This is a genomic window from Citrobacter sp. wls708, from assembly GCF_005281255.1.
Lineage (GTDB): Bacteria > Pseudomonadota > Gammaproteobacteria > Enterobacterales > Enterobacteriaceae > Citrobacter > Citrobacter werkmanii.
The window spans coordinates 123,832-148,970 of record NZ_SZXE01000008.1 but is presented as its reverse complement, the minus strand read 5'-3'; the positions used below and the strand labels follow the sequence as shown (position 1 = coordinate 148,970).

Here is a 25,139-nt window from a genome sequence, read left to right as displayed (position 1 = left end):
TTATTACCACCTTGCTGGAGAATACTGGACAATGGCCGACATCGAAATCAGACAAGAATCGCCCTCGGCGTTTTATATTAAAGTTCACGCAACAGATAATGTGGCGATTATTGTCAATGACAATGGCCTGAAAGCCGGGACGCGTTTTCCGGATGGGCTGGAGCTGATTGAACATATTCCCCAGGGTCATAAAGTGGCGCTATGCGATATTCCTGTTCACGGCGAAATTGTGCGTTATGGCGAAGTGATAGGCTATGCCGTTCGCGATATCCCGCGCGGTAGCTGGATTGATGAATCCATGGTTGAGCTGCCCAAGGCCCCGCCGCTGGAGACGCTGCCGCTGGCGACCAAAGTACCGGAGCCGCTACCGCCTCTTGAAGGTTATACCTTCGAAGGCTATCGCAATGCAGACGGCAGCGTCGGCACCAAAAATCTGCTCGGCATCTCCACCAGCGTACACTGCGTAGCGGGCGTGGTGGATTATGTGGTGAAAATCATTGAGCGCGATCTGCTCCCCAAATACCCGAATGTCGATGGCGTGGTGGGGCTTAATCACCTGTACGGCTGCGGGGTGGCGATTAACGCTCCGGCCGCCATTGTGCCGATTCGCACCATCCATAATATCGCGCTGAACCCCAACTTTGGCGGTGAAGTGATGGTTATTGGCCTCGGCTGCGAAAAACTGCAACCAGAGCGACTGCTGGAAGGGACTCATGATGTAAAAAGTATCCCGGTCGACAGCGCCAGCATCGTCAGCTTACAGGATGAAAAGCACGTCGGCTTTCAATCAATGGTTGCTGATATTTTGCAAGTGGCAGAACGCCATCTGGCAAAGCTCAACCAACGCCAACGTGAAACCTGCCCAGCATCAGAACTGGTGGTCGGTATGCAGTGCGGCGGTAGCGATGCCTTTTCCGGCGTCACGGCCAACCCGGCGGTCGGTTATGCCTCCGACCTGTTAGTACGCTGCGGCGCGACCGTGATGTTCTCGGAAGTGACCGAAGTGCGCGATGCTATCCATCTTCTTACCCCGCGCGCGATTAACGAAGAGGTAGGTAAGCGCCTGCTCGAAGAGATGGCCTGGTACGATAACTACCTGGATATGGGCAAGACTGACCGCAGCGCCAACCCTTCACCGGGCAACAAGAAAGGCGGTCTGGCAAACGTGGTGGAAAAAGCGCTGGGCTCAATCGCCAAATCAGGCAAGAGCGCCATCGTCGAAGTATTGTCGCCGGGCCAGCGCCCAACCAAACGAGGACTGATTTACGCCGCGACCCCCGCCAGCGATTTTGTCTGCGGTACACAGCAGGTTGCTTCCGGGATCACCGTGCAGGTATTCACCACCGGTCGCGGTACGCCGTACGGCCTGATGGCGGTGCCGGTGATAAAAATGGCGACGCGTACTGAGCTGGCCAATCGTTGGTTTGACCTGATGGACATCAACGCCGGTACCATCGCCACCGGAGAAGAAACCATTGAAGACGTGGGTCTGAAATTGTTCGAGTTTATTCTCGAGGTCGCCAGCGGGCGTAAGAAAACCTTCTCGGATCAGTGGGGACTGCATAACCAACTGGCGGTGTTTAACCCGGCGCCAGTGACCTGATTGCTGAAAGTGAAATTCGATTACAGGTCGGGGAGTTCGAAAACTTTCCGACCTTTTTGTCAAATACTCACCAGAACAACCTCAATCCCATGCTTACGTAAGCCTTCCAGACTCTCCTCTGGAATATTTTCATCAACAATAATCATATCGATCCGCTGGGTATCAATGATCTTATGCAGACTGGAGCGATTAAACTTCGTCGAGTCGGTAACAACGATTATGCGCTCCGCGACTTCACTCATCCGGCGATTGAGACGCGCTTCATCCTCATTGTGTGTGCTAACACCACGCTCTAAGTCGATAGCATCAACGCCAAGAAACAGCATGTCGAAGTGATAATTTTGTAGCGATTGCTCAGCCTGATCGCCATAAAAGGATTGCGACTGACGACGCAAGTGACCGCCGGTCATCAGCAGCTCAACCCCTTCGGCTTCCAGTAACGCATTAGCGACATTCATACCATTGGTCATTGCAATCACATTGGTATGCTGGCGCATCAGGCGGGCAATTTCATACGTCGTGGTGCCGGAATCAAGGATCACGCGGTGCCCCGGTTTAATCAACTCTGCGGCGGCTCTGGCAATACTGCGTTTTACCGCCGTATTGAGCGAACTTTTGTCTTCAACAGAAGGCTCAACACCAGGCGTAGTGCTATCGCAAATCAGCGCCCCACCATAGGCGCGTACCGCAATCCCCTGTTTTTCCAGAAAAGCGAGGTCGTTACGAATCGTGACCGTGGAGACGCCATAAAATAAGGAAAGATCGTTAACCTGAACGCTTCCCTGCTGCCGTAACCGCTGGATGATCTGCTCGCGCCTTTCGCTGGTGCCGATAACGCGCTTGTCTGCAGAAGACTCGGTGTTACTCATAAGAAATCCTTTAGCTGTCTCTTTCGTTTTATTTCGTTTTGTCTATTAACGCCTTTCTTTTACGCGAATGCAAGCCCCACAAGCAGGGAAGAGTCGAACGGATTCACGCTGAAACCTTTCATTGCGTTTCTTTTGTGAAACAGATCGGAAAACTATTATCTTTCGTTTTATTTTTAAATCACCATGATGCAGTATTAAATGAAACAAAACGAAAGATTGATGTCGCAGTTATCTGACCTGGAGAGGAAAGTGAAACATCTAACTAAAATGGTCGAGCAACATAAACGGGGGAAGGCAAACGGGATTTATGCCGTTTGTTCCGCGCATCCAATCGTACTGGAAGCCGCAATACGCTACGCCCATGCCAATCATACACCGCTATTGATCGAAGCAACTTCTAATCAGGTTGACCAGTTTGGCGGCTATACGGGTATGACACCAGCCGATTTTCGCAGTTTTGTCTGCGGTTTAGCCGACTCGCTTAATTTTTCTCAGGATATGCTGATTCTCGGTGGAGACCACCTTGGACCAAACCGTTGGCAAAATCTGCCAGCAGAACAAGCAATGGCCAACGCTGACGATCTGATCAAGAGTTATGTCGCCGCTGGCTTTAAAAAGATCCACCTTGATTGCAGCATGTCTTGTGCTAACGACCCGGTTCCACTAACGGATGAAATCGTCGCTGAGCGCGCCGCGCGCCTGGCAAAAGTTGCCGAAGAAACCTGTATTGCGCATTTTGGTGAGTCTGACCTGGTCTATGTAATTGGCACAGAAGTCCCGGTTCCTGGCGGCGCTCACGAAGCATTAACCGAACTGGCGGTAACAACGCCGGATGCGGCACGCGCAACGCTGCAGGCCCACTATCACGCCTTTGAAAAGCGCGGACTGGAAGGTATCTGGCCGCGTATCATCGCCCTGGTGGTGCAACCCGGCGTCGAATTCGACCACACCCACATCATTGATTACCAACCGCAGAAAGCCGTGTCACTCAGCAAAATGGTGGAAGACTACGACACGCTGATTTTTGAAGCGCATTCTACCGATTACCAAACGCCTCAGTCCTTGCGCCAGTTGGTTAAAGATCATTTCGCGATCCTGAAAGTCGGCCCGGCGCTGACCTTTGCCCTGCGCGAAGCGTTATTTTCATTAGCCGCTATTGAAGAGGAATTGCTGCCCGCAAAAGCCAGCTCAGGCCTGCGACATGTCCTGGAAAGCGTGATGCTTGATCGACCGGAGTACTGGCAGAGCCACTATCACGGCGATGGAAACGCGCGCCGTTTGGCCCGCGGATATAGCTACTCAGATCGGGTTCGTTACTACTGGCCGGACAGCCAGATTGATGAGGCATTCGAACGTCTGGTGCGTAACCTGGCCGACGAACCGATCCCGTTACCGCTGATTAGCCAGTATCTACCCTTGCAGTACGTAAAAGTGCGCGAGGGAGATCTCAGCGCGACACCGCGAGAACTCATCATTAACCATATTCAGGACATACTGCAGCAATATCACTGCGCCAGCCTGGGTGATTCATCCCATAACGCATAACAAGAAAGAGAAAAATACCATGCCAAACATTGTATTAAGTCGCATTGACGAACGTTTAATTCACGGTCAGGTCGGTGTGCAATGGGTCGGATTTGCGGGGGCAAATCTGGTGCTGGTCGCCAATGATGAGGTGGCTGAAGATCCGGTGCAGCAAAACCTGATGGAAATGGTTCTGGCGGAAGGGATTGCCGTGCGCTTCTGGTCACTACAAAAAGTAATCGACAATATTCACCGTGCCGCCGATCGCCAGAAAATTTTGCTGGTCTGCAAATCGCCTGCGGATTTCTACCGTCTGGTCGAAGGCGGTGTTCCTGTTAATCGTATCAATGTTGGCAACATGCACTATGCCAACGGCAAGCAGCAAATCGCCAAAACGGTTTCTGTAGACGCTGCCGATATAGTGGCGTTCAACGGGTTGAAAGCCGCTGGGGTGGAATGCTTCGTTCAGGGCGTTCCAACAGAACCCGCCCAGGACCTCTATAAACTTCTCTGAGGGATTCACAATGGAAATCAGTCTGTTGCAGGCTTTTGCGTTGGGTATTCTCGCCTTTATTGCAGGCCTGGATATGTTCAACGGGTTAACGCACATGCACCGCCCGGTTGTTCTCGGGCCGCTGGTCGGCCTGATTCTGGGCGATCTGCATACCGGTATTTTAACCGGGGGTACGCTGGAACTGGTGTGGATGGGTCTGGCTCCGCTGGCGGGAGCACAGCCGCCAAACGTCATCATCGGTACCATCGTGGGGACGACTTTCGCCATCACCACTGGCGTAAAACCGGAAGTCGCTGTCGGTGTCGCTGTACCGTTCGCGGTAGCGGTACAAATGGGTATTACCTTCCTCTTCTCCGTGATGTCTGGGGTGATGGCGCGCTGCGATCGCATGGCGGCGAATGCCGATACAGACGGAATTGAGCGGGTCAACTATCTGGCGTTACTGGCGCTGGGGACGTTCTACTTCTTATGCGCTTTCCTGCCGATTTACTTTGGCGCGGAACATGCCAAAACAGCTATAGATGTTCTGCCGACCCGCCTAATTGATGGCCTCGGCGTGGCAGGCGGCATCATGCCAGCTATCGGTTTCGCCGTACTGCTGAAAATCATGATGAAAAACGTCTACATCCCTTACTTCATCCTGGGTTTTGTCGCCGCCGCCTGGCTCAAACTCCCTGTGCTGGCGATCGCCGCCGCAGCACTGGCCATGGCGCTGATCGATTTTCTGCGTAAATCACCTGAACCTACAGCTCCCGCAGCACAAAAAGAGGAATTCGAAGATGGCATCTAATCAAACGGCTCTGCCGAACGTTTCCGAAACCGAAGAAACGCTGCTGTCCGGCACGAATGAAAACGTCTATGAAGACCAGAATATCGGTGCCGAGCTGACGAAAAAAGATATCAACCGTGTTGCCTGGCGTTCCATGTTGTTACAGGCCTCTTTCAACTATGAACGTATGCAGGCATCAGGATGGTTGTACGGCCTGTTACCTGCACTGAAAAAGATCCATACCAACAAGCGAGATCTGGCGCGTTCAATGAAAGGCCATATGGGCTTCTTCAACACGCACCCGTTCCTGGTCACGTTTGTTATCGGGATTATCCTGGCAATGGAACGCTCCAAGCAGGATGTGAACAGTATTCAAAGTACCAAGATTGCCGTCGGTGCGCCGCTTGGCGGTATCGGTGATGCCATGTTCTGGTTAACGTTATTGCCTATTTGCGGCGGTATCGGGGCAAGCCTAGCGCTACAAGGCTCTATTCTTGGCGCTGTAGTCTTTATTGTGATGTTTAACGTGGTTCATCTTGGTCTGCGCTTTGGGCTGGCACACTATGCTTACCGAATGGGCGTTGCAGCTATCCCACTGATTAAAGCTAACACCAAAAAGGTTGGACATGCGGCATCTATCGTTGGGATGACGGTGATCGGCGCGCTGGTAGCGACCTATGTTCGCCTGAGCACCACGCTGGAAATTACTGCTGGCGATGCGGTTGTGAAACTACAAACAGACGTTATAGACAAGCTGATGCCTGCATTTTTGCCGCTGGTCTACACATTGACCATGTTCTGGCTGGTTCGTCGTGGCTGGAGTCCTCTGCGTCTTATCGCCATTACCGTGGTGCTCGGCATCGTGGGTAAGTTCTGTCACTTCCTGTAAATGTAAGGGGTTGTAGATGTTAGGTATTATTTTGACGGGCCATGGCGGGTTTGCCAGCGGAATGGAAAAAGCGATGAAACAGATTTTAGGTGAACAGACTCAGTTCATCGCCATCGACTTTCCGGAAACCTCAACCACAGCCTTACTCACCTCGCAACTTGAACAGGCAGTGAGTGAACTGGATGCTCAGCAAGACATCGTGTTTCTGACTGACTTGTTGGGCGGAACACCATTTCGCGTCGCTTCCACACTGGCCATGCAAAGGCAAGGTACTGAAGTGATCACCGGCACCAATCTGCAACTGCTGCTGGAAATGGTACTGGAACGCGACGGCCTGAGCAGCGAAGCGTTTCGTTTGCAGGCGCTGGAATGCGGACATCGGGGGTTGACCAGCCTGGTGGACGAGCTGGGACGCTGTCGCGAGGAAAAACCCGTCGAGGAAGGGATATGATACAGGTGCTACGCGCCAAGCGTCTGCTCACGGAACAAGGCTGGCTGGACGATCATCAGGTGCGTATTGAGGATGGCACCATTAGCGCCATTGAGCCTATCGTCTCAGGCGTGATGGTGCGCGATGCTGAGCTGTTGTGCCCTGCATATATCGATACCCATGTGCACGGAGGTGCAGGTGTCGATGTCATGGATGATGCGCCGGATACGCTCGACAAGCTGGCAATGCACAAAGCGCGCGAAGGGGTAGCCAGTTGGCTACCCACCACCGTCACCGCCCCATTACCCGATATTCACCGCGCATTGAAACGTATTGCCCACCGCTACTATTCCGGCGGGCCTGGCGCGCAGGTACTGGGGAGTTATCTTGAAGGTCCGTACTTTACGCCACAGAACAAAGGGGCGCATCCGCCTGAGCTCTTCAGGGAACTGGAGCTCAGGGAACTGGATGAACTAATTGCGATTTCCCAACAAACATTGCGCGTCGTTGCGCTGGCGCCAGAAAAAACCGGCGCATTGCAGGCTATCAAACATCTGAAGCAGCGCAACGTACGGGTGATGCTGGGCCACAGCGCAGCCACCTGGGAGCAAACCCGCGCCGCCTTTGATGTCGGGGCTGATGGGCTGGTTCACTGCTATAACGGTATGACCGGTTTACACCACCGGGAGCCCGGAATGGTTGGCGCAGGGTTAACCGACTCTCGCGCCTGGCTGGAGCTTATCGCTGACGGACACCATGTCCACCCGGCGGCCATGAAGCTGTGCTGCTGTTGCGCAAAAGACAGACTGGTGCTGATCACCGATGCGATGCAGGCTGCTGGTATGCCGGACGGGCGCTATACGCTCTGCGGTGAGGAGGTGGAAATGCGCAGCGGTATTGTGCGTACCGCTTCCGGTGGCCTGGCGGGCAGCACGCTCTCGGTTGATGCAGCCGTACGTAATATGGTCGAGTTCACCGGGATTACCTCTGAAGAGGCGATCCACATGGCTTCGCTCCATCCCGCTCGCCTGTTGGGAATCGAGCGCCAACGCGGATCGTTAGCGGTGGGCAAAAATGCCGACATTATCGCCCTCAATAGCGGCCTGCATTTGCAGCAGATCTGGATTCAGGGTCAGGCTCTCCCCCTTTAGACCTTTCATTTTGTCTCGTATTGGCCTGCGGTCTTTGATCGCCGGGCCTTTCTTTTCCTTTCGCTTATAAAATTTTGATCCGCACAATCTGCAAGCGATTCTTTAAAGATCAACAAGATAATTACAGTCTTCGTTCTCACGATCACAAATTTCGTTTTATTTCATTTTGCATCATTGAACTTTCACTTTCTTTCATATAGATTTTAATCAATCGATCATATGAACAAGTGAAACGAAACGAAAGATAGCGACATTTTGCCAGCGTCTTATGTGGAATTTACGAGACTAAGGACTTAAGTTATGCCAGAAACCTACACCCCTGCTCACGCGTCGACGGGCACCTGGACAGAAGAAGAGATCCGTCAGCAACCCGCTAGTTGGATCCGCTCTCTCGCTAATATCGATAATATTCGATCCGCCATTGATAGCTTTCTCGCGCCATTGTTGCGCAAAAACGATCTGCGGATCGTACTGACCGGGGCGGGTACTTCCGCATTTATCGGCGACATTATTGCTCCGTGGCTGGCAAGCCAAACCGGAAAAAACATCAGCGCCGTGCCGACCACCGATCTGGTCACCAATCCGATGGATTATCTGAATCCCGCACATCCGTTGCTGCTGGTTTCTTTCGCTCGCTCAGGTAACAGCCCCGAAAGCGTTGCGGCTGTGGAACTGGCTAATCAGTTTGTACCTGAGTGCTATCACCTGCCAATTACCTGTAACGAAGCAGGTAGCCTGTATCAAAACGCCCTCGCAAGCGACAATGCCTTTGCACTGTTAATGCCTGCTGAAACGCACGACCGTGGCTTCGCCATGACCAGCAGTATTACCACCATGATGGCCAGTTGCCTGGCGGTATTCGCCCCGCAAAAAATCAACAGCCAGACCTTCCGCGACGTAGCCGATCGTTGCCAGACGATCCTGACTTCACTGGGTGATTTCAGCGACGGCGTATTCGGCAACGCCCCATGGAAACGGATCGTCTACCTCGGTAGCGGTGGGTTACAGGGAGCCGCGCGTGAATCGGCACTGAAAGTCCTGGAACTGACAGCGGGTAAACTGGCGGCATTCTATGATTCGCCGACCGGTTTTCGTCATGGGCCAAAATCGCTGGTTGATAACGAAACGCTGGTAGTGGTCTTTGTTTCCAGCCACCCCTATACACGCCAATACGATCTTGATCTGTTAGCTGAGTTACGCCGCGATCGGCAGGCGCTGCGGATAGTCGCGATTGCCGCACAAACCGATGACGTGATTGAAGCCGGCCCGCATATCCTGCTGCCGCCTGCCCGCACCTTCATTGATATGGAACTGGCGTTCTGCTTCCTGATGTATGCGCAGGTCTTCGCCCTGACACAGTCAATCAGTATCGGTAATACGCCAGATACGCCTTCTGCCAGCGGTACCGTGAACCGCGTCGTACAGGGCGTTGTTATTCATCCCTGGAACGCCTAAAAGGATCGTTTTATGAGCATTATTTCTACAAAATACCTCCTGCAGGATGCGCAAAAAAAAGGCTATGCCGTACCGGCCTTTAACATCCATAACGCCGAAACGATCCAGGCGATCCTGGAAGTGTGCTATGAAATGCAATCGCCGGTGATCCTTGCCGGAACGCCGGGTACGTTTAAACATATCGCGCTGGAAGAGATTTATGCGCTGTGCAGCGCTTATTCCACCAGCTACGGCATGCCGCTGGCGCTGCACCTGGATCACCATGAATCGCTGGACGATATCCGTCGTAAGGTGAATGCCGGGGTGCGCAGCGCCATGATTGATGGCAGCCACTTCCCGTTTGAAGAAAACGTCAAGCTGGTGAAATCCGTTGTGGACTTTTGCCATGCCAAAGATTGCAGCGTGGAAGCTGAGCTGGGCCGCCTCGGCGGCGTTGAAGATGATATGAGCGTGGATGCCGAAAGCGCCTTCCTGACCGACCCGCAGGAAGCGAAACGGTTTGTCGAACGTACCGGCGTCGACAGCCTGGCTGTTGCCATCGGCACGGCACACGGTTTGTACACTAAAACGCCCAAAATCGATTTCCAGCGTTTAGGGGAAATCCGTGAAGTGGTGGATATTCCGTTGGTGCTGCATGGCGCAAGCGATGTTCCTGACGACTACGTCCGCCGCACAATCGAGCTGGGAATATGCAAAGTTAACGTGGCCACCGAACTGAAAATCGCCTTTGCCGACGCGGTCAAAGCATGGTTTGCAGAAAATCCGCAGGGCAACGATCCCCGCTATTACATGCGGGTCGGTATGGATGCGATGAAAGAAGTGGTGCGGAGTAAAATTAATGTCTGTGGTTCAGCAAACAAATTGATGGCTACCTGCGAATTATCGTGACCATCATTATATTCTGCGCGAGTGCTATCTGCGTGTTGTCAGGTAGCGCTCATTGTTCGAATAATAAGAAGGATGCACGCCATCATGACATGTTAAAAACGGCTGCTCATCGTGTGATTCGCGGCATACGCCAGGGTAGAAGGACATCCTGAATGCTTAAGAGATCTTGCTACTGATAGCAGCTAAAGCGAAGCACAATGCTTTAGCTGCAACGCTTTCAGATACCGCTCTACGGTGCGAGCTGAGATTTCACACTCTTCAGCGATACTTTTGGCAGATCTGCCCGGCTGGTTCGACAAGATTTGTAGAATACGTTTTCCTTCCATCAGCGCGGTGACTTGTTCTGTAGTCAATGAATTATGCTCAATCGCTAAAGAGGCCTGAATGGTGCGAATACGATTTTCTTTGCGCAAAAGAGGAGATGCCCTACCAGCCATCGCGGCCCAATGCCCCATCAACTCACCAATTTCAATGACTTGATTAAGGATCAATGGAGTGACGACGAAAGGTGGTTGGTAGGTGCTCACTCTTACTCCCCCTGCTGGTCCAGCGCGTACTTATACAGCGCATTCTTTTTCACGCCGTGAATTTCCGCTGCCAGCGCCGCCGCTTTCTTCAGCGGCAGCTCTTTTTGTAACAACGCCAGCGTACGCAGCGCATCAGCCGGGAGGTCATCTTCCTGCGCTTTATGCCCTTCGACAATCAGCACCATTTCGCCCTTACGACGGTTTTCATCTTCCTTGACCCACGCCAGTAGTTCGCCGACCGGCGCGCCGTGTATGGTTTCCCAGGTTTTGGTCAGTTCGCGCGCCAGCACCACATAACGGGATTCGCCCCAGACGGCGACCATATCTTCCAGACTATCCAGTAAACGGTGAGTGGATTCATAAAAAATAAGCGTACGCGGTTCTGCCTCAATGGCTTTCATCGCATCGCGGCGGCCTTTCGATTTGGCAGGCAGAAAACCCTCATAGCAAAAACGGTCAGACGGCAGACCGGCAGCGCTCAGCGCGGCAATCGCCGCACACGGGCCAGGCAGCGGCACCACGCGGATACCTGCTTCACGACAGGTGCGCACCAGATGGTAGCCCGGATCGTTAATCAGCGGCGTTCCGGCATCAGAAACCAGCGCGATGTTTTGCCCTTCTTTGAGCTTTGCCACCAGCGTCTCGGCTTTTTGTTGCTCATTGTGATCGTGTAAGGCAAACAAACGGGCGTTAATCGCGAAGTGTTGTAACAATAATCCTGTATGACGGGTGTCTTCAGCGGCAATTAAATCAACGGCTTGTAAAACTTCGAGCGCTCGTTGGGTAATATCAGCCAAATTTCCGATAGGAGTAGGTACAATAAAGAGTTGGCCTTGAGAATTATCCGCCGATTCGTGTTGTTTCATTGTGTCGTCCGTATTGCCGATTTAATATTGAGCATTGCGTAAAAAAATATCACTGGATACAGTATGGTACCCTCAACATTTTCTCGTTTGAAAGCCGCGCGCGCGCTACCAGTCATTCTGGCAGCATTGATTTTCGCAGGCTGTGGCACCCAGGCGCCAGACCAGAGTGCAGCCCATATGCAGGGCACTGCGCAGGCTGATTCCGGCTTTTATCTGCAACAGATGCAGCAAAGCTCAGATGATAGCAAGACCAACTGGCAATTACTCGCCATTCGTGCACTGCTGAAAGAAGGTAAGAGCCAGCAGGCTATCGAATTGTTCAACCAGTTACCGCAGAAGCTAAACGATGCCCAGCGTCGTGAGCAGTCACTGCTGGCCGTCGAGATCAAGCTCGCGCAGAAAGATGTCGCGGGAGCCCAGGCCCTGCTGGATAAACTCACGCCCGCCGATTTCGACCAAAACCAGCAGGCGCGTTACTGGCAGGCGCAAATCGACGCCAATCAGGGTCGCCCGTCGCTGTCGCTGCTGCGCGCCCTGATCGCCCAGGAACCACTGCTTGCCGCGAACGCTAAACAGAAAAACATCGATGCAACCTGGCAGGCGCTGTCGTCCATGACCCAGGAACAAGCGCAGACGCTGGTCATCAATGCGGATGAAAACGTACTGCAAGGCTGGCTGGACCTCCAGCGCGTCTGGTTCGATAACCGTAACGACCCGGACATGATGAAAGCCGGTATTGCCGACTGGCAAAAACGTTACCCGCAAAACCCGGGAGCAAAACTGCTGCCAACGCAGTTGGTTAACGTGCAGAGCTTTAAGCCAGCTTCCACCAGCAAGATTGCCCTGCTGCTGCCGCTGAACGGTCAGGCCGCTGTATTTGGTCGTACTATTCAGCAAGGCTTTGAAGCCGCGAAAAACATGGGCACTCAGCCGGTAGCCGCTCCTGTTACCGCCGCGCCTGCTGCGGATGCCTCTGCTGTGACGACCACGGATCAGCCGCAAACGACTGACGGTGTTGCCAGCCCTTCTCAGGCGTCAGTAAGCGATCTGACCAACGAGACGCCTGCGCAGCCAGAAGCTACAGCCCCACAGCCAACGGCGCCAGCACAACCAACTATCGCCAGCGCGCCGGCAAATCCGTCCGCTGAGTTGAAAATCTACGACACCTCATCGCAGCCGCTGAACCAGATCCTGGCCCAGGTTCAGCAGGATGGCGCCAGCATCGTGGTAGGCCCGCTGTTGAAGAATAATGTTGAAGAGCTGATGAAAAGCAATACGCCATTAAACGTCCTGGCGCTTAACCAGCCTGAGTCCGTACAGAATCTGGCGAATGTTTGTTACTTTGCCCTGTCGCCAGAAGATGAAGCGCGCGATGCCGCACGCCACATCCGCGATCAAGGCAAACAGACGCCGCTGCTGTTGATCCCACGCAGTTCGTTAGGCGATCGCGTGGCTAATGCTTTTGCGCAGGAATGGCAAAAACTGGGCGGCGGCGTCGTGCTGCAGCAGAAGTTCGGCTCCACGGCTGAGCTGAAAATGGGTGTCAACGGCGGCGCTGGTATTTCCCTGACGGGCAGCCCGGTAGCCTCTTCCGTACCTGCGCAGCCTGGCGTGACGATTGGCGGTCTGACGATTCCGGCAGCGCCCACCGATGCGCAAATCACCGGGGGCAGTGGCCGTGTTGACGCCGTGTATATTCTGGCGACGCCGGAAGAAATCGCCTTTATTAAACCGATGATCGCCATGCGTAACGGCAGCCAGAGCGGAGCAACGCTGTATGCCAGCTCCCGTAGCGCGCAGGGAACCGCTGGCCCGGACTTCCGTCTGGAAATGGAAGGCTTGCAGTACAGCGAAATCCCAATGCTGGCAGGCGCTAACATGCCTCTCATGCAGCAGGCGCTTGGCGCGGTGCGTAACGACTACTCGCTGGCGCGTATGTACGCGATGGGTGTCGATGCCTGGTCGCTTGCCAACCACTTCTCGCAAATGCGTCAGGTGCAGGGCTTCGAAATTAACGGCAACACTGGCGCATTAACCGCAAATCAGGATTGTGTGATTAACAGGAAGTTATCATGGCTCAAATACCAGCAAGGACAGGTCGTCCCCGCCAGTTAACGAACAAACAGACCGGTGACGCGTGGGAAGCTGTTGCGCGTGACTGGCTGCACAGCAAGGGACTGCATTTCATCGCCGCCAACGTGCGTGAACGTGGCGGCGAAATCGACCTGATAATGCGTGAAGGCAACACCACCGTATTTGTTGAAGTTCGCTACCGGCGTTCAGCCCAGTTTGGCGGCGCGGCGGCGAGTGTGACCCGGAGCAAACAACACAAATTATTACAGACCGCCCGCTTGTGGCTTGCGCGCCACAATGGGAGTTTTGATACTGTGGATTGCCGGTTCGATGTGTTAGCCTTCACCGGAAATGATGTTGAGTGGTTTAAAGACGCGTTCAACGACCGCTCATAGTTGAAGATTCAGAGCCTGGTTCTTAAGGATTAGCGTGTTAGATAGAATTAAAGTCTGCTTTACAGAAAGCATTCAAACTCAGATAGCTGCGGCTGAAGCGCTCCCGGATGCGATCTCCCGTGCAGCCATGACGCTGGTTCAGTCCCTGCTCAATGGCAACAAAATTCTCTGTTGTGGTAATGGGACGTCCGCTGCCAACGCACAGCATTTTGCTGCCAGCATGATCAATCGTTTTGAAACGGAACGGCCAAGTTTACCTGCTATTGCACTAAATACTGATAATGTGGTCTTAACTGCGATTGCCAACGATCGCCTGCACGACGAAGTTTATGCAAAACAAGTCCGTGCGCTGGGACATGCAGGTGATGTTCTGCTGGCAATCTCTACGCGTGGTAATAGCCGCGATATCGTGAAAGCCGTTGAAGCCGCCGTGACCCGCGACATGACAATCGTCGCGCTGACCGGGTATGACGGAGGGGAGCTGGCCGGGTTGCTGGGGCCGCAGGATGTTGAAATCCGCATTCCTTCACACCACAGCGCCCGCGTTCAGGAAATGCATATGCTGACGGTCAACTGCCTTTGCGATCTCATCGATAACACGCTTTTTCCTCACCAGGATGATTAAGGAGTACACATGAAGGCATTTTCGCCGCTTGCTGTGATTATCGCTGCACTGCTGCTGCAAGGCTGTGTAGCTGCCGCCGTTGTCGGAACCGCAGCCGTCGGGACTAAAGCCGCGACGGATCCGCGTAGTGTCGGCACTCAGGTAGACGACGGAACCCTGGAATTACGCGTCAATACGGCGTTGTCGAAAGATGCCCAGATCAAGAAAGAAGCGCGTATCAACGTTAGCGCGTATCAGGGCAAGGTTCTGCTGGTCGGTCAGTCACCAAATAGCGAGCTGTCTGCGCGGGCCAAACAGATTGCAATGGGCGTAGAAGGTACCACTGAGGTCTTTAATGAGATCCGTCAGGGCCAGCCAATCGGTCTGGGCGATGCGTCCAACGATACCTGGATCACCACCAAAGTACGTTCCCAGTTGCTGACCAGCGATCAGGTGAAATCCTCTAACGTGAAAGTCACCACCGAGAACGGGGAAGTGTTCCTGCTGGGCCTGGTTACTGAACGTGAAGCGAAGGCGGCGGCGGATATCGCCAGCCGGGTAAGCGGCGTGAAACGTGTCACGACGGCCTTTACGTTTATTAAGTAATACCGATGCCGGATAGCGACGCATAAGCGTCTTATCCGGCCTACAGGACGTCATCGTTTGTAGGTCGGATAAACGTCAGCGCCACCCGGCATTTTATTTTGCCCTTTCGCGTAGCTCGGAGGAGGTCAGGATCGTAACGCCCTCATCTCCTGGCGCCAGCGCTTCTGCCAGCATTGCCCGTGCAACATCACGCGCTTCAATCGACTTCCAGTTACCCGGCAGCAGGCTGAACAACGGCGCTAAAAACTTCTCATTCGTCCGCTGTTTATCCCGTTCCCCCAGTAGCATCGAAGGTCGGACAATCGTCAGGCGCGGCCATTTCTGCGCGATTAACGCCTGCTCCATTTCCCCTTTCACCCGGTTATAAAAAAACGGTGAATTCGCATTCGCGCCCATCGAACTCACCACCAGCATATGCTGGGCGCCTAACCGGCGTCCCGTCAGGGCGGTGTCCACCACCAGCGTATAGTCAGCGTGGATAAACGCCTCTTTCGAGCCGGCTTCACGCCGGGTGGTTCCCAGACAACAAAAAACGATATCGACCGGATCGGTGACTTGCGCCAGAGCATCAGTTAGCTGCGGATCATGGGGATTATAAACGCCAACCGTATCAGCCAGCGGTCGACGCGTCGGCGCCGTAATGGCGTTGACCTGGGGTTCATTAAGCAGCATACGCAGCAAATTTCCGCCTACCAGCCCCGTTACGCCTGTTATTAACACCTGACTCATCCTCGCTCCTTTACAGATTTGTCCGTCTTGCACTCTCAGCCTTAGCGACCAGACTTAATAGTTCGTGAGGTAATTATCCGCCAACATGGAAATTCTGCCTCATTCGCAAGCAACTCAACGGAGGAAACATGAGCAAGAAGATTGCCGTTTTAATCACTGATGAGTTTGAAGATTCAGAATTTACATCACCAGCAGCAGAATTTCGCCAGGCCGGGCATGAAGTCATCACCATTGAAAAACAGGCAGGCAAAACGGTGAAGGGAAAAAAAGGAGAAGCCAGTGTCACCATCGACAAAGCGATCGAGGATGTGCGCCCTGCCGATTTTGACGCCCTGCTACTGCCAGGCGGTCACTCGCCGGACTACCTGCGCGGGGACGATCGTTTCGTGACCTTTACCCGGGATTTCGTTAACAGCGGCAAACCGGTGTTTGCTATTTGCCACGGTCCACAGTTGCTGATCAGCGCGGATGTCATTCGTGGCCGTAAACTTACCGCCGTGAAACCTATCATCATTGACGTAAAAAATGCGGGCGCCGAATTTTACGATCAGGAAATGGTGAATGATAACGATCAGCTGATAACCAGCCGAACACCGGATGACCTGCCAGCGTTTAACCGTGAGGCATTACGTATTCTCGGGGCGTGAGTCTCGTAGCCAGAGCATTTTTTTGCCAAAGCCCAGCGTGTTGTCCGTAAATTTGACTTCATCCAGCCGAATTTCCCACACGGGTGCGGACAGCATTCTGGCCACCGGGAAGCGGCGATTATACGCTTTACGCGCAACGTCGCTCTCCTCCCCCTCAAGACGGCGGATTTCCCCTTTAAACTGTACGCCGCGAATCAGGGCTACCGTTTTGGGCTGGCCGTTTACCGTACCGGCAACAGGCGCACGTGGCCCGGACATCTGAGCATGACGCGTTTTCTCTTCGGTCAGCACATAGAACACCACCTTTTGCGCATCAAACAGGTAAAACGCATTGGCGCACCACAATTCACCATCCTGGTGTACACACCAGGTTACGACGTGCTGTTTTGCCAGCCAGCGGGTCACCGCAGTCAGTGTTTCCATTTCTGTTCTCTTTTATACTGTAGGCCTGAAAATTATCACGTCGATGGTGACAATGACACCCTGGTATCTGTATCTGATCCGTACCGCGGACAACGCTTTATACACCGGAATAACCACCGATGTGGAGCGTCGATATAAGCAACATCAGAGCGGGAAAGGCGCGAAGGCGCTACGTGGAAAGGGAGAACTCACCCTGGCATTTGCGGCGCAGGTCGGCGACCGTTCGCTGGCTCTGCGCATCGAGTATCGCGTCAAACAGCTCACAAAGCGTCAGAAAGAGCGCCTTGTAGAGGGCGGAGGGCTTGAGGCTCTGCTGAGCAGCCTGCAAACCCCGGATGTTAAAAACGATTGAAGTGGTCGTGGTATTCCACCAGGCCCGTCACGCCCTCCAGCGCATCGTCCGCCAGGCGATGAACCTGGAACGCGCTTTCGGTGCCCGGCCAGCGGCAACGCAGGTCATGATGCGCAGCCAGCTCAAAGCCAAAGCGGCTGTACAGTGCCGGATCGCCCAGCGTAACCACCGCGGCGTAGCCAAACTCGTTCAGGGAGTCGAGTCCTTCATAGACCAGTTGACGCGCCAGGCCCTGACCACGGTAGTTTTCATCCACTGCGAGCGGCGCCATGCCGACCCATTGCAGATCTTCACCCTGAACATCGACAGGACTGAACGCGACGTAACCCACTACCTGACCTTCGTCATCTGTCGCAACCAAACCCAGCGTTAAGAAACCATCTTCACGCAGGTCGTGCACTAATTTCGCTTCCGCATCGCTCTCAAATGAACGACGCAGCAACGCATCAATACCGGGGGCATCGATGGGAATCTCAACTCGAATCAGCATGGCTCACCTACCGAAGTCTGTTTGGTGTCTGGCGTCGTTTTCATTCCCGCCTCAACAAAATCCGCCAACTGCATCAGCATGACGCGCAACGCTTTAGGCATCTGATCCAGTTCGATGGCGTCCATCAGATTTTTTACGTATAGCCCTAATTCTGTGTCACCTTCAATCACCAGGCGACGCTGGAAGAAAAGCGTATCCGGATCCTGCTTACGTGCAGCAATCATCAGTAAATCGCTGGCGTCAGCGCTAAAACTCACATCCGCATCGGCACTCTGGCTGACGATAAGTTTATCGTTCTCAACAGAGGTATACCATTGGAGGCCAATATCACGCACATGAATACTCAGCCAGCGGCCTTCGAGGAACTCCAGCTCTCCATCAGCCAGCGCCTGGCTAAACTGCCAGCTCAGAACCTGCTCCAGGACCTGGCGCTTCAGCGCAAAGGGCGTCAGTTTAACCGGTACACTCATCAGAGAAGGACCAAAATGTACTAAGCGTGAACGCAGTTTATCCAACACGAGCTTTACTCCCTGTTTCAATAGTCCTGCTATTTTGCCATATCCAATAAACGACATAGCGGCATAAATCAACAATTCGATGCGAAATTGTTACCTCTTTATTGCTGTCACCAATACGACTTTAACTGCCTCAAATCAAAAATTGTCTCAGCAAGGTTAACTAAAATCCCTCTTCGTTAACATTTCTGCGCCCTTCACGGCGCTACGTTCAGGATAAATTATGGAGCTGCTCTGCCCTGCCGGAAATCTCCCGGCGCTTAAGGCGGCCATCGAGAACGGCGCTGATGCTGTCTACATCGGGCTGAAAGATGATACCAACGCCCGTCATTTCGCCGGCCTTAATTTTACCGAGAAAAAATTGCAGGAAGCGGTGAGTTTTGTCCATCAACACCGCCGTAAGCTGCACATCGCGATTAACACCTTTGCGCATCCGGATGGTTATGCGCGCTGGCAGCGGGCCGTAGATATGGCGGCGCAACTGGGTGCGGATGCGCTAATCCTCGCCGACCTCGCCATGCTTGAGTATGCCGCAGAGCGCTACCCGCATATTGAGCGCCATGTCTCTGTTCAGGCATCTGCTACCAACGAAGAGGCGATTAATTTTTATCATCGCAACTTTGATGTCGCGCGCGTGGTGCTGCCGCGCGTGTTGTCTATCCATCAGGTGAAACAGCTCGCTCGCGTCACGCCCGTTCCACTTGAAGTGTTCGCCTTTGGCAGTCTGTGCATTATGGCGGAAGGGCGGTGTTATCTTTCATCCTACCTGACGGGTGAATCGCCTAACACGGTTGGCGCTTGCTCTCCCGCGCGTTTTGTTCGCTGGCAGCAGACCCAACAAGGTCTGGAATCGCGTCTGAATGAAGTGCTGATTGACCGCTATCAGGACGGAGAAAATGCCGGTTATCCGACACTGTGTAAAGGCCGCTATTTGGTTGACGGCGAGCGCTATCATGCGCTGGAAGAACCCACCAGCCTGAACACGCTGGAGCTGCTGCCGGAGCTGCTGGCGGCCAATATTGCCTCGGTAAAAATCGAGGGACGCCAGCGTAGCCCGGCCTACGTCAGCCAGGTGGCGAAAGTGTGGCGTCAGGCGATCGATCGCTGTATCGCCGACCCACAGAACTATGCGCCACAGGCGGCATGGATGGAAACGCTCGGTTCCATGTCCGAAGGCACGCAGACCACGCTTGGCGCGTATCACCGTAAATGGCAGTGAGAGAAGCAATGAAATATTCCTTAGGGCCGGTGCTGTGGTACTGGCCAAAAGAAACGCTGGAAGATTTTTATCAGCAGGCCGCCGCCAGCCAGGCCGACATTATCTATCTTGGCGAAGCGGTATGCAGCAAACGTCGCGCCACTAAAGTCGGCGACTGGATTGATATGGCGAAGTCGCTCGCCGGCAGCGGTAAACAGGTGGTGCTGTCAACGCTAGCGCTGGTACAGGCATCCTCTGAGCTGGGAGAGCTGAAGCGCTACGTCGAAAACGGCGACTTCCTGCTGGAAGCCAGCGATCTGGGCGTGGTAAACATGTGCGCGGAACGTAAGCTGCCGTTTGTCGCCGGACATGCGCTCAACTGCTACAACGCGGTGACGCTACGTTTGCTGCTCAAACAAGGGATGGTGCGCTGGTGTATGCCGGTAGAATTATCTCGCGACTGGCTGATCAATCTGCTCAACCAGTGTGAAGAGTTAGCTATCCGCGATAAGTTTGAAGTAGAAGTGCTGAGCTACGGCCATCTGCCGCTGGCGTACTCTGCCCGCTGCTTTACGGCGCGTTCCGAAGATCGGCCAAAAGACGAGTGTGAAACCTGCTGCATCAAATACCCGAACGGGCGAGATGTGCTGTCGCAGGAGAATCAGCAGGTCTTTGTTCTCAACGGGATCCAGACCATGAGCGGCTATGTTTATAACCTCGGCAACGAGCTGACATCCATGCAGGGACTGGTAGATATTGTGCGTCTGTCCCCTTCAGGCACGGAAACATTCGCCATGCTGGATGCCTTCCGCGCCAATGAAAACGGCACAGCCCCATTACCGCTTGCCGCCCATAGCGACTGTAACGGTTACTGGAAACGTCTGGCTGGGCTGGAACTGCAATCCTGATAAAACCTCGCCGGATAGCGGCATAGATGCCTTATCCGGCCTACAAATCGCGATTCCGTAGGCCCGATAAGCGCAGCGCCATCGGGCATTGTTTTTGCCATCAGTCTCATAAAGCTCACTTTGTTAACAACGTTAATCAAATTTTAATGCAGTATTAAATGATTAACCGGTAACAAAGTGAGCCGTTATGACTGATAAAACTATTCCGTTCTCGGTGCTGGATCTGGCACCGATCCCTGAAGGATCTTCGGCAAAAGAAGCCTTTACGCACTCGCTTGATCTCGCACGGCTGGCTGAAAAGCGCGGCTATCACCGCTACTGGCTGGCAGAACATCACAACATGACCGGCATCGCCAGCGCCGCAACCTCTGTGCTGATTGGTTATCTGGCTGCCAATACCACCACGCTGCATCTGGGTTCTGGCGGCGTGATGCTGCCCAACCATTCGCCGCTGGTGATCGCCGAGCAGTTCGGTACCCTGAACACGCTGTATCCGGGACGCATCGATCTCGGGCTTGGCCGCGCACCGGGGAGCGATCAGCCAACGATGCGCGCGCTGCGCCGCCATATGAGTGGCGATATCGATAACTTCCCACGCGACGTAGCAGAACTGGTGGAGTGGTTCGACGCCCACGACCCGAACCCCCATGTACGCCCGGTGCCTGGCTACGGCGAGCAGATCCCGGTCTGGTTATTAGGTTCCAGCTTGTATAGCGCACAGTTGGCGGCGCAGCTTGGCCTGCCGTTTGCCTTCGCCTCGCACTTTGCTCCGGATATGCTGCATCAGGCGCTGCATCTGTATCGTAGCCAATTCACGCCTTCGGCGCGGCTGGCAAAGCCGTATGCGATGGTGTGCATCAACATTATTGCCGCCGACAGCAATCGCGATGCCGAATTTCTTTTCACCTCAATGCAACAGGCGTTTATGAAACTGCGTCGTGGCGAAACCGGCCAGCTACCGCCGCCGGTAGAGAATATGCATCAACTGTGGTCCGCTTCTGAACAGTATGGCGTGCAGCAGGCGCTACGCATGTCACTCGTCGGTGATAAGGCGAAAGTGCGGCACGGGCTGGAGGCTATTTTGCGTGAAACCCAGGCTGATGAAATTATGGTTAACGGCCAGATTTTTGATCACCAGGCGCGGCTCCACTCCTTTGATTTGGCGATGGATGTGAAGCAGGAATTGTTGGGATAGTGCTATTTGTGCCGGATGGCGGCTGCGCCTTATCCGGCCTACGCAATCTCTGTAGGCCCGGTAAGCGTAGCGCCACCGGGCAATTGTTCTACTGGTACACCGGCAGCAGGTTAACGCTCGACAGAACATGGATAACCGCGTTGCCGACGCCGAAGACCAGAATCAGGGCAATCATCGGTTTACCGCCCCAGACGCGGAATTTCGGGCTGCCGAAACGTTCGCGAGATTTACGTGCCAACAGCGCTGGCACAATGGCAGCCCAGATAGTTGCAGCTAAACCTGCATAGCCAATGGCGTACAGAAAACCGTTCGGCCACAGCAGGCCACCGACAATTGGCGGCACAAACGTCAGCAATGCGGTTTTAAAACGCCCCATTGCTGAGTCATCAAAACCAAATAAATCAGCCAGATAATCAAACAGGCCCAGCGTCACGCCGAGGAAGGAACTGGCGACCGCAAAGTTGGAGAACACCACCAACAGCAGATCCAGACTACGGCTGTTCAGCACACCGCTCAACGCCTGCACCAGCACATCAATGTTCCCACCCTGCTGCGCAATACCAATAAATTCCGGACGCGGAATATTACCCATCGTTCCCAGCAACCATACGGTATACAGCACCAGCGCCAGCAACGTGCCGTATACCAGGCACTTAACGATGGTCTTCGGATCCTTGCCGTAATACTTCATCAGGCTTGGGACGTTGCCGTGATAACCAAATGAAGCCAGACAGAATGGCAGCGTCATCAGCAGGTACGGCGTATATGAAGCGTTGCTCTGCGCCACGTTAAACAGCGTTGCGGGCTGCACGTGTCCCAGCAGGCTGCCGAAGGTCAGGAAAAAGGTAATCACCTTCGCGCCCAGCACAATCGCCGTCATGCGGCTAACCGCTTTGGTGCTTAACCACACCACAAACGCGACCAGCAGCGCAAAGCCAAGACCTGCCGCGCGCGCCGGAACGTTCAGCGACATCTCGGCAAAGGTGTGATGCAGAATCGAGCCGCTTGCCGAAATATAGGCGTAGGTCAGAATGTAGAGCACAAAGGCGATGGAGATACCGTTAACAACGTTCCAGCCTTTGCCCAACAGATCTTTGGTAATGGTGTCGAAGCTGGAACCAATCCGGTAATTGAGGTTGGCTTCAAGGATCATCAGCCCGGAGTGCAGCATGCAGAACCAGGTGAAGATCAGCGCCGCCATTGACCAGAAGAACCACGCCCCGGACATGACCACCGGCAGAGAGAACATCCCCGCGCCAATAATGGTGCCGCCGATGATCACCACGCCGCCAAGCAACGAAGGTGACGTTTGGGTGGTGGTTAGTGTTGCCATTTAGCCATCTCTCCAGTCATTTATATTGTGACTACTTATCAATGTGCTGCACTGTACCAGTACACGAGTACAATTGAAATAAAAAAAGCCCCGATTGTTGAGATCGGGGCTGTATACTTTATTTTACGCTTTTAAGCCGTTTTGGCTTATGCGTCACCGCCGAAACGACGACGACCGACTGAGTCATCACGACGCGGAGCAGAAGAATCGTCACGGCGCGGGCCACGACCACCTTCACGACGTTCGCCGCTGAAACGACGACCATCACCACGACCGCCTTCACGACGCTCACCGCCAAAACCACGGCCTTCACCGCGACCGCCTTCACGACGCTCGCCGCTGAAACGGCCACCGCCACGACGCTCACCACCGGTATGCGGTACTGCATCGCCAACCAGCTGCATGTTCATCGGCTTGTTCAGGATGCGGGTACGGGTAAAGTGCTGCAGCACGTCGCCCGGCATACCTTTCGGCAGTTCGATGGTCGAGTGGGAAGCAAACAGCTTGATGTTACCGATGTAACGGCTGCTGATATCACCTTCGTTAGCAATCGCGCCAACGATATGGCGGACTTCAACACCGTCATCACGACCCACTTCAATGCGGTACAGCTGCATATCGCCAACGTCACGACGTTCACGACGCGGACGGTCTTCACGGTCGCCACGCGGGCCACGATCGTTGCGGTCACGCGGACCACGATCGTCACGGTCGCGGAATTCACGCTTAGGACGCATCGGTGCATCTGGTGGTACGATCAGGCTACGTTCGCCCTGAGCCATTTTCAGCAGTGCGGCTGCCAGGGTTTCCATGTCCAGCTCTTCGCCTTCAGCGGTAGGCTGAATCTGCGCCAGCAGAGCACGGTACTGATCCAGATCGCTGCTTTCCAGCTGCTGCTGTACTTTCGCGGCGAATTTTTCCAGACGGCGTTTGCCCAGCAGCTCTGCGTTCGGCAGTTCTACTTCTGGAATAGTCAGTTTCATGGTGCGTTCGATGTTACGCAGCAGACGACGCTCGCGGTTCTCAACGAACAGCAGCGCACGGCCAGCACGACCCGCACGACCGGTACGGCCGATACGGTGAACGTAAGATTCGGAGTCCATCGGGATATCGTAGTTAACGACCAGGCTGATACGTTCAACGTCCAGGCCACGGGCCGCAACGTCGGTTGCAATCAGAATATCCAGACGGCCATCTTTCAGACGCTCCAGAGTCTGCTCACGCAGAGACTGGTTCATGTCGCCGTTCAGCGCAGCGCTGCTATAACCGCTACGCTCCAGCGCTTCTGCCACTTCCAGAGTCGCATTTTTGGTACGGACGAAGATAATCGCCGCATCAAAATCTTCTGCTTCCAGGAAACGCACCAGCGCTTCATTTTTACGCATGCCCCACACAGTCCAGTAGCTCTGGCTGATGTCAGGACGGGTAGTGACGCTGGACTGTATGCGTACTTCCTGCGGCTCTTTCATAAAGCGGCGGGTAATACGACGAATCGCTTCCGGCATGGTGGCAGAGAACAGAGCGGTCTGATGACCTTCCGGGATCTGCGCCATAATGGTTTCAACGTCTTCGATGAAGCCCATACGCAGCATTTCATCAGCTTCGTCCAGTACCAGACCGCTCAGTTTGGAGAGGTCCAGAGTACCGCGCTTCAGGTGATCCAGCAGACGACCCGGCGTACCGACGACGATCTGTGGTCCCTGACGCAGGGCACGTAATTGCACGTCATAACGCTGGCCGCCGTACAGGGCAACCACGTTCACGCCGCGCATGTGTTTAGAGAAATCCGTCATGGCTTCTGCAACCTGAACCGCCAGTTCGCGGGTCGGTGCCAGCACCAGAATCTGAGGTGCCTTCAGCTCAGGATCAAGATTGTTGAGCAGCGGTAAAGAGAACGCTGCCGTTTTGCCGCTACCGGTCTGGGCCATACCCAGAACATCGCGACCGCCCAGCAGATGCGGAATGCACTCTGCCTGGATTGGAGATGGTTTTTCGTAACCCAGATCGTTAAGGGCTTCAAGGATAGGAGCCTTCAGGCCCAGATCTGCAAAAGTGGTTTCGAATTCAGCCATGTAGTACGTGTGCCTCAAAATTAATGGCGGCCAGTCTACATAACTCATCATGAAATTGATCTGCAATTTTCATTGAAAAGTGTGAACCGGCTCAAAGTAGGTGTATTAACGAAC

28 protein-coding genes and 1 pseudogene are annotated in these 25,139 nt (G+C 54.1%); 18 read left to right on the top strand and 11 right to left on the bottom strand.

Annotated elements, in window-relative coordinates:
* Window positions 1–31: 31 nt before the first annotated feature.
* Window positions 32–1,603, top strand: coding sequence for a galactarate dehydratase (gene garD, locus FDW97_RS03355; protein WP_038634129.1), 1,572 nt, complete (start codon window positions 32–34; stop codon window positions 1,601–1,603).
* A 59-nt stretch (window positions 1,604–1,662) separates the two neighbouring features.
* Here the strand turns inward: garD and FDW97_RS03350 are convergent, their stop codons facing one another.
* Window positions 1,663–2,472: a DeoR family transcriptional regulator gene (locus FDW97_RS03350; protein WP_038634132.1), complete on the bottom strand. Its 810-nt coding sequence runs from the start codon at window positions 2,470–2,472 to the stop codon at window positions 1,663–1,665.
* A gap of 219 nt (window positions 2,473–2,691) precedes the next feature.
* On the opposite strand from FDW97_RS03350, the gene kbaZ reads away from it, so the two are divergent.
* From kbaZ to kbaY, 8 genes are all read left to right on the top strand, one after another.
* Window positions 2,692–4,017, top strand: a complete 1,326-nt coding sequence (kbaZ, locus tag FDW97_RS03345; protein WP_071888042.1) for a tagatose-bisphosphate aldolase subunit KbaZ — start codon at window positions 2,692–2,694, stop codon at window positions 4,015–4,017.
* A gap of 19 nt (window positions 4,018–4,036) precedes the next feature.
* Window positions 4,037–4,510 (top strand): PTS N-acetylgalactosamine transporter subunit IIB, encoded by a 474-nt coding sequence (gene agaV, locus FDW97_RS03340; protein ID WP_121529589.1) that lies wholly within the window; start codon window positions 4,037–4,039, stop codon window positions 4,508–4,510.
* 10 nt (window positions 4,511–4,520) lie between these two features.
* The gene (agaW, locus tag FDW97_RS03335; RefSeq protein WP_038634140.1) at window positions 4,521–5,300 is read left to right on the top strand and encodes a PTS N-acetylgalactosamine transporter subunit IIC; all 780 of its coding nucleotides are present in this window, start codon (window positions 4,521–4,523) and stop codon (window positions 5,298–5,300) included.
* On the top strand, window positions 5,290–6,168 hold the full coding sequence (gene agaE / locus FDW97_RS03330) for a PTS N-acetylgalactosamine transporter subunit IID (protein WP_038634142.1): 879 nt from the start codon (window positions 5,290–5,292) through the stop codon (window positions 6,166–6,168). Before agaW ends, agaE begins: the two co-directional genes overlap by 11 nt.
* Window positions 6,169–6,184: 16 nt before the next feature.
* Window positions 6,185–6,619, top strand: coding sequence for a PTS galactosamine/N-acetylgalactosamine transporter subunit IIA (agaF, locus tag FDW97_RS03325; protein WP_038634146.1), 435 nt, complete (start codon window positions 6,185–6,187; stop codon window positions 6,617–6,619).
* Window positions 6,616–7,749 (top strand): N-acetylglucosamine-6-phosphate deacetylase, encoded by a 1,134-nt coding sequence (nagA, locus tag FDW97_RS03320; protein ID WP_137350641.1) that lies wholly within the window; start codon window positions 6,616–6,618, stop codon window positions 7,747–7,749. Before agaF ends, nagA begins: the two co-directional genes overlap by 4 nt.
* Window positions 7,750–8,049: 300 nt before the next feature.
* Window positions 8,050–9,204 (top strand): AgaS family sugar isomerase, encoded by a 1,155-nt coding sequence (locus FDW97_RS03315; protein ID WP_137350640.1) that lies wholly within the window; start codon window positions 8,050–8,052, stop codon window positions 9,202–9,204.
* A 12-nt stretch (window positions 9,205–9,216) separates the two neighbouring features.
* Window positions 9,217–10,092, top strand: a complete 876-nt coding sequence (kbaY, locus tag FDW97_RS03310; RefSeq protein ID WP_069324381.1) for a tagatose-bisphosphate aldolase subunit KbaY — start codon at window positions 9,217–9,219, stop codon at window positions 10,090–10,092.
* A 182-nt stretch (window positions 10,093–10,274) separates the two neighbouring features.
* On the opposite strand, the gene FDW97_RS23760 is transcribed toward kbaY, so the two are convergent.
* From FDW97_RS23760 to rsmI, 3 genes and pseudogenes are all read right to left on the bottom strand, one after another.
* On the bottom strand, window positions 10,275–10,418 hold the full coding sequence (locus FDW97_RS23760; protein ID WP_233593225.1) for an HTH domain-containing protein: 144 nt from the start codon (window positions 10,416–10,418) through the stop codon (window positions 10,275–10,277).
* Window positions 10,398–10,619, bottom strand: a pseudogene (locus tag FDW97_RS23755) (Fic family protein); the annotation flags it as partial. The pseudogene FDW97_RS23755 and the gene FDW97_RS23760, both read right to left, overlap by 21 nt.
* A 2-nt stretch (window positions 10,620–10,621) precedes the next feature.
* Window positions 10,622–11,485 (bottom strand): 16S rRNA (cytidine(1402)-2'-O)-methyltransferase, encoded by an 864-nt coding sequence (gene rsmI / locus FDW97_RS03300; protein ID WP_038634156.1) that lies wholly within the window; start codon window positions 11,483–11,485, stop codon window positions 10,622–10,624.
* A gap of 63 nt (window positions 11,486–11,548) precedes the next feature.
* Here rsmI and FDW97_RS03295 point away from each other — a divergent pair, with 63 nt between their 5' ends.
* From FDW97_RS03295 to dolP, 4 genes are read left to right on the top strand one after another with little or no spacing between them, the layout of a single operon-like run.
* Window positions 11,549–13,600, top strand: coding sequence for a penicillin-binding protein activator (locus tag FDW97_RS03295; RefSeq protein ID WP_085048664.1), 2,052 nt, complete (start codon window positions 11,549–11,551; stop codon window positions 13,598–13,600).
* Window positions 13,558–13,953 (top strand): YraN family protein, encoded by a 396-nt coding sequence (locus tag FDW97_RS03290; RefSeq protein WP_087856882.1) that lies wholly within the window; start codon window positions 13,558–13,560, stop codon window positions 13,951–13,953. Before FDW97_RS03295 ends, FDW97_RS03290 begins: the two co-directional genes overlap by 43 nt.
* Window positions 13,954–13,987: 34 nt before the next feature.
* Window positions 13,988–14,578 carry a DnaA initiator-associating protein DiaA gene (gene diaA, locus FDW97_RS03285; protein WP_003024948.1) on the top strand — a complete coding sequence of 197 codons (591 nt, stop codon included), beginning with the start codon at window positions 13,988–13,990 and terminating at the stop codon, window positions 14,576–14,578.
* 9 nt (window positions 14,579–14,587) lie between these two features.
* On the top strand, window positions 14,588–15,163 hold the full coding sequence (gene dolP / locus FDW97_RS03280) for a division/outer membrane stress-associated lipid-binding lipoprotein (protein WP_003024954.1): 576 nt from the start codon (window positions 14,588–14,590) through the stop codon (window positions 15,161–15,163).
* Between the two features lie 93 nt (window positions 15,164–15,256).
* On the opposite strand, the gene FDW97_RS03275 is transcribed toward dolP, so the two are convergent.
* The gene (locus FDW97_RS03275) at window positions 15,257–15,892 is read right to left on the bottom strand and encodes an NAD(P)H-binding protein (protein ID WP_137350639.1); all 636 of its coding nucleotides are present in this window, start codon (window positions 15,890–15,892) and stop codon (window positions 15,257–15,259) included.
* A gap of 128 nt (window positions 15,893–16,020) precedes the next feature.
* Between FDW97_RS03275 and FDW97_RS03270 the strand changes: the two genes are divergently transcribed.
* Entirely contained in the window at window positions 16,021–16,539 is a 519-nt protein-coding gene (locus FDW97_RS03270; protein WP_038634164.1) for a type 1 glutamine amidotransferase domain-containing protein, read from the top strand.
* On the opposite strand, the gene FDW97_RS03265 is transcribed toward FDW97_RS03270, so the two are convergent.
* Window positions 16,519–16,962, bottom strand: a complete 444-nt coding sequence (locus FDW97_RS03265; RefSeq protein ID WP_087856883.1) for a YhbP family protein — start codon at window positions 16,960–16,962, stop codon at window positions 16,519–16,521. The genes FDW97_RS03270 and FDW97_RS03265 overlap by 21 nt on opposite strands.
* A 52-nt stretch (window positions 16,963–17,014) precedes the next feature.
* On the opposite strand from FDW97_RS03265, the gene FDW97_RS03260 reads away from it, so the two are divergent.
* A complete protein-coding gene (locus FDW97_RS03260) occupies window positions 17,015–17,314 on the top strand; it encodes a GIY-YIG nuclease family protein (RefSeq protein WP_038634168.1) in 300 nt (99 codons plus the stop codon).
* On the opposite strand, the gene FDW97_RS03255 is transcribed toward FDW97_RS03260, so the two are convergent.
* Entirely contained in the window at window positions 17,301–17,804 is a 504-nt protein-coding gene (locus FDW97_RS03255) for a GNAT family N-acetyltransferase (RefSeq protein WP_003024966.1), read from the bottom strand. The two genes, FDW97_RS03260 and FDW97_RS03255, sit on opposite strands and share 14 nt — an antisense overlap.
* Window positions 17,798–18,322: an SCP2 domain-containing protein gene (locus FDW97_RS03250; protein ID WP_038634172.1), complete on the bottom strand. Its 525-nt coding sequence runs from the start codon at window positions 18,320–18,322 to the stop codon at window positions 17,798–17,800. Before FDW97_RS03250 ends, FDW97_RS03255 begins: the two co-directional genes overlap by 7 nt.
* 220 nt (window positions 18,323–18,542) lie before the next feature.
* Between FDW97_RS03250 and FDW97_RS03245 the strand changes: the two genes are divergently transcribed.
* The 3 genes from FDW97_RS03245 (at window position 18,543) to FDW97_RS03235 (ending at window position 21,620) form a co-directional block, all read left to right on the top strand.
* Entirely contained in the window at window positions 18,543–19,538 is a 996-nt protein-coding gene (locus tag FDW97_RS03245; RefSeq protein ID WP_006687898.1) for a peptidase U32 family protein, read from the top strand.
* On the top strand, window positions 19,529–20,425 hold the full coding sequence (locus FDW97_RS03240; RefSeq protein ID WP_038634173.1) for a U32 family peptidase: 897 nt from the start codon (window positions 19,529–19,531) through the stop codon (window positions 20,423–20,425). Before FDW97_RS03245 ends, FDW97_RS03240 begins: the two co-directional genes overlap by 10 nt.
* Before the next feature lie 187 nt (window positions 20,426–20,612).
* On the top strand, window positions 20,613–21,620 hold the full coding sequence (locus FDW97_RS03235; protein ID WP_087856886.1) for a luciferase-like monooxygenase: 1,008 nt from the start codon (window positions 20,613–20,615) through the stop codon (window positions 21,618–21,620).
* An 88-nt stretch (window positions 21,621–21,708) separates the two neighbouring features.
* Here FDW97_RS03235 and mtr read toward each other — a convergent pair whose 3' ends face one another.
* From mtr to yrbN, 3 genes are all read right to left on the bottom strand, one after another.
* On the bottom strand, window positions 21,709–22,953 hold the full coding sequence (gene mtr / locus FDW97_RS03230; protein WP_038634179.1) for a tryptophan permease: 1,245 nt from the start codon (window positions 22,951–22,953) through the stop codon (window positions 21,709–21,711).
* A gap of 146 nt (window positions 22,954–23,099) precedes the next feature.
* Complete coding sequence (gene deaD, locus FDW97_RS03225) at window positions 23,100–25,025, bottom strand: ATP-dependent RNA helicase DeaD (protein WP_137350638.1); 1,926 nt, start codon at window positions 25,023–25,025, stop codon at window positions 23,100–23,102.
* Window positions 25,018–25,098 carry a protein YrbN gene (gene yrbN / locus FDW97_RS03220; protein ID WP_010723222.1) on the bottom strand — a complete coding sequence of 27 codons (81 nt, stop codon included), beginning with the start codon at window positions 25,096–25,098 and terminating at the stop codon, window positions 25,018–25,020. The genes deaD and yrbN overlap by 8 nt, the downstream gene beginning before the upstream one ends.
* Window positions 25,099–25,139: the final 41 nt, after the last annotated feature.

Coding starts and splice junctions, on each gene's coding strand:
- garD (WP_038634129.1), top strand. CDS start 32: ATGGCCGACATCGAAATCAGACAAGAATCGCCCTCGGCGTTTTATATT.
- FDW97_RS03350 (WP_038634132.1), bottom strand. CDS start 2,472: ATGAGTAACACCGAGTCTTCTGCAGACAAGCGCGTTATCGGCACCAGC.
- kbaZ (WP_071888042.1), top strand. CDS start 2,692: ATGTCGCAGTTATCTGACCTGGAGAGGAAAGTGAAACATCTAACTAAA.
- agaV (WP_121529589.1), top strand. CDS start 4,037: ATGCCAAACATTGTATTAAGTCGCATTGACGAACGTTTAATTCACGGT.
- agaW (WP_038634140.1), top strand. CDS start 4,521: ATGGAAATCAGTCTGTTGCAGGCTTTTGCGTTGGGTATTCTCGCCTTT.
- agaE (WP_038634142.1), top strand. CDS start 5,290: ATGGCATCTAATCAAACGGCTCTGCCGAACGTTTCCGAAACCGAAGAA.
- agaF (WP_038634146.1), top strand. CDS start 6,185: ATGTTAGGTATTATTTTGACGGGCCATGGCGGGTTTGCCAGCGGAATG.
- nagA (WP_137350641.1), top strand. CDS start 6,616: ATGATACAGGTGCTACGCGCCAAGCGTCTGCTCACGGAACAAGGCTGG.
- FDW97_RS03315 (WP_137350640.1), top strand. CDS start 8,050: ATGCCAGAAACCTACACCCCTGCTCACGCGTCGACGGGCACCTGGACA.
- kbaY (WP_069324381.1), top strand. CDS start 9,217: ATGAGCATTATTTCTACAAAATACCTCCTGCAGGATGCGCAAAAAAAA.
- FDW97_RS23760 (WP_233593225.1), bottom strand. CDS start 10,418: ATGGAAGGAAAACGTATTCTACAAATCTTGTCGAACCAGCCGGGCAGA.
- rsmI (WP_038634156.1), bottom strand. CDS start 11,485: ATGAAACAACACGAATCGGCGGATAATTCTCAAGGCCAACTCTTTATT.
- FDW97_RS03295 (WP_085048664.1), top strand. CDS start 11,549: ATGGTACCCTCAACATTTTCTCGTTTGAAAGCCGCGCGCGCGCTACCA.
- FDW97_RS03290 (WP_087856882.1), top strand. CDS start 13,558: ATGGCTCAAATACCAGCAAGGACAGGTCGTCCCCGCCAGTTAACGAAC.
- dolP (WP_003024954.1), top strand. CDS start 14,588: ATGAAGGCATTTTCGCCGCTTGCTGTGATTATCGCTGCACTGCTGCTG.
- FDW97_RS03275 (WP_137350639.1), bottom strand. CDS start 15,892: ATGAGTCAGGTGTTAATAACAGGCGTAACGGGGCTGGTAGGCGGAAAT.
- FDW97_RS03270 (WP_038634164.1), top strand. CDS start 16,021: ATGAGCAAGAAGATTGCCGTTTTAATCACTGATGAGTTTGAAGATTCA.
- FDW97_RS03265 (WP_087856883.1), bottom strand. CDS start 16,962: ATGGAAACACTGACTGCGGTGACCCGCTGGCTGGCAAAACAGCACGTC.
- FDW97_RS03260 (WP_038634168.1), top strand. CDS start 17,015: ATGACACCCTGGTATCTGTATCTGATCCGTACCGCGGACAACGCTTTA.
- FDW97_RS03255 (WP_003024966.1), bottom strand. CDS start 17,804: ATGCTGATTCGAGTTGAGATTCCCATCGATGCCCCCGGTATTGATGCG.
- FDW97_RS03245 (WP_006687898.1), top strand. CDS start 18,543: ATGGAGCTGCTCTGCCCTGCCGGAAATCTCCCGGCGCTTAAGGCGGCC.
- FDW97_RS03240 (WP_038634173.1), top strand. CDS start 19,529: ATGGCAGTGAGAGAAGCAATGAAATATTCCTTAGGGCCGGTGCTGTGG.
- FDW97_RS03235 (WP_087856886.1), top strand. CDS start 20,613: ATGACTGATAAAACTATTCCGTTCTCGGTGCTGGATCTGGCACCGATC.
- mtr (WP_038634179.1), bottom strand. CDS start 22,953: ATGGCAACACTAACCACCACCCAAACGTCACCTTCGTTGCTTGGCGGC.
- deaD (WP_137350638.1), bottom strand. CDS start 25,025: ATGGCTGAATTCGAAACCACTTTTGCAGATCTGGGCCTGAAGGCTCCT.
- yrbN (WP_010723222.1), bottom strand. CDS start 25,098: ATGAAAATTGCAGATCAATTTCATGATGAGTTATGTAGACTGGCCGCC.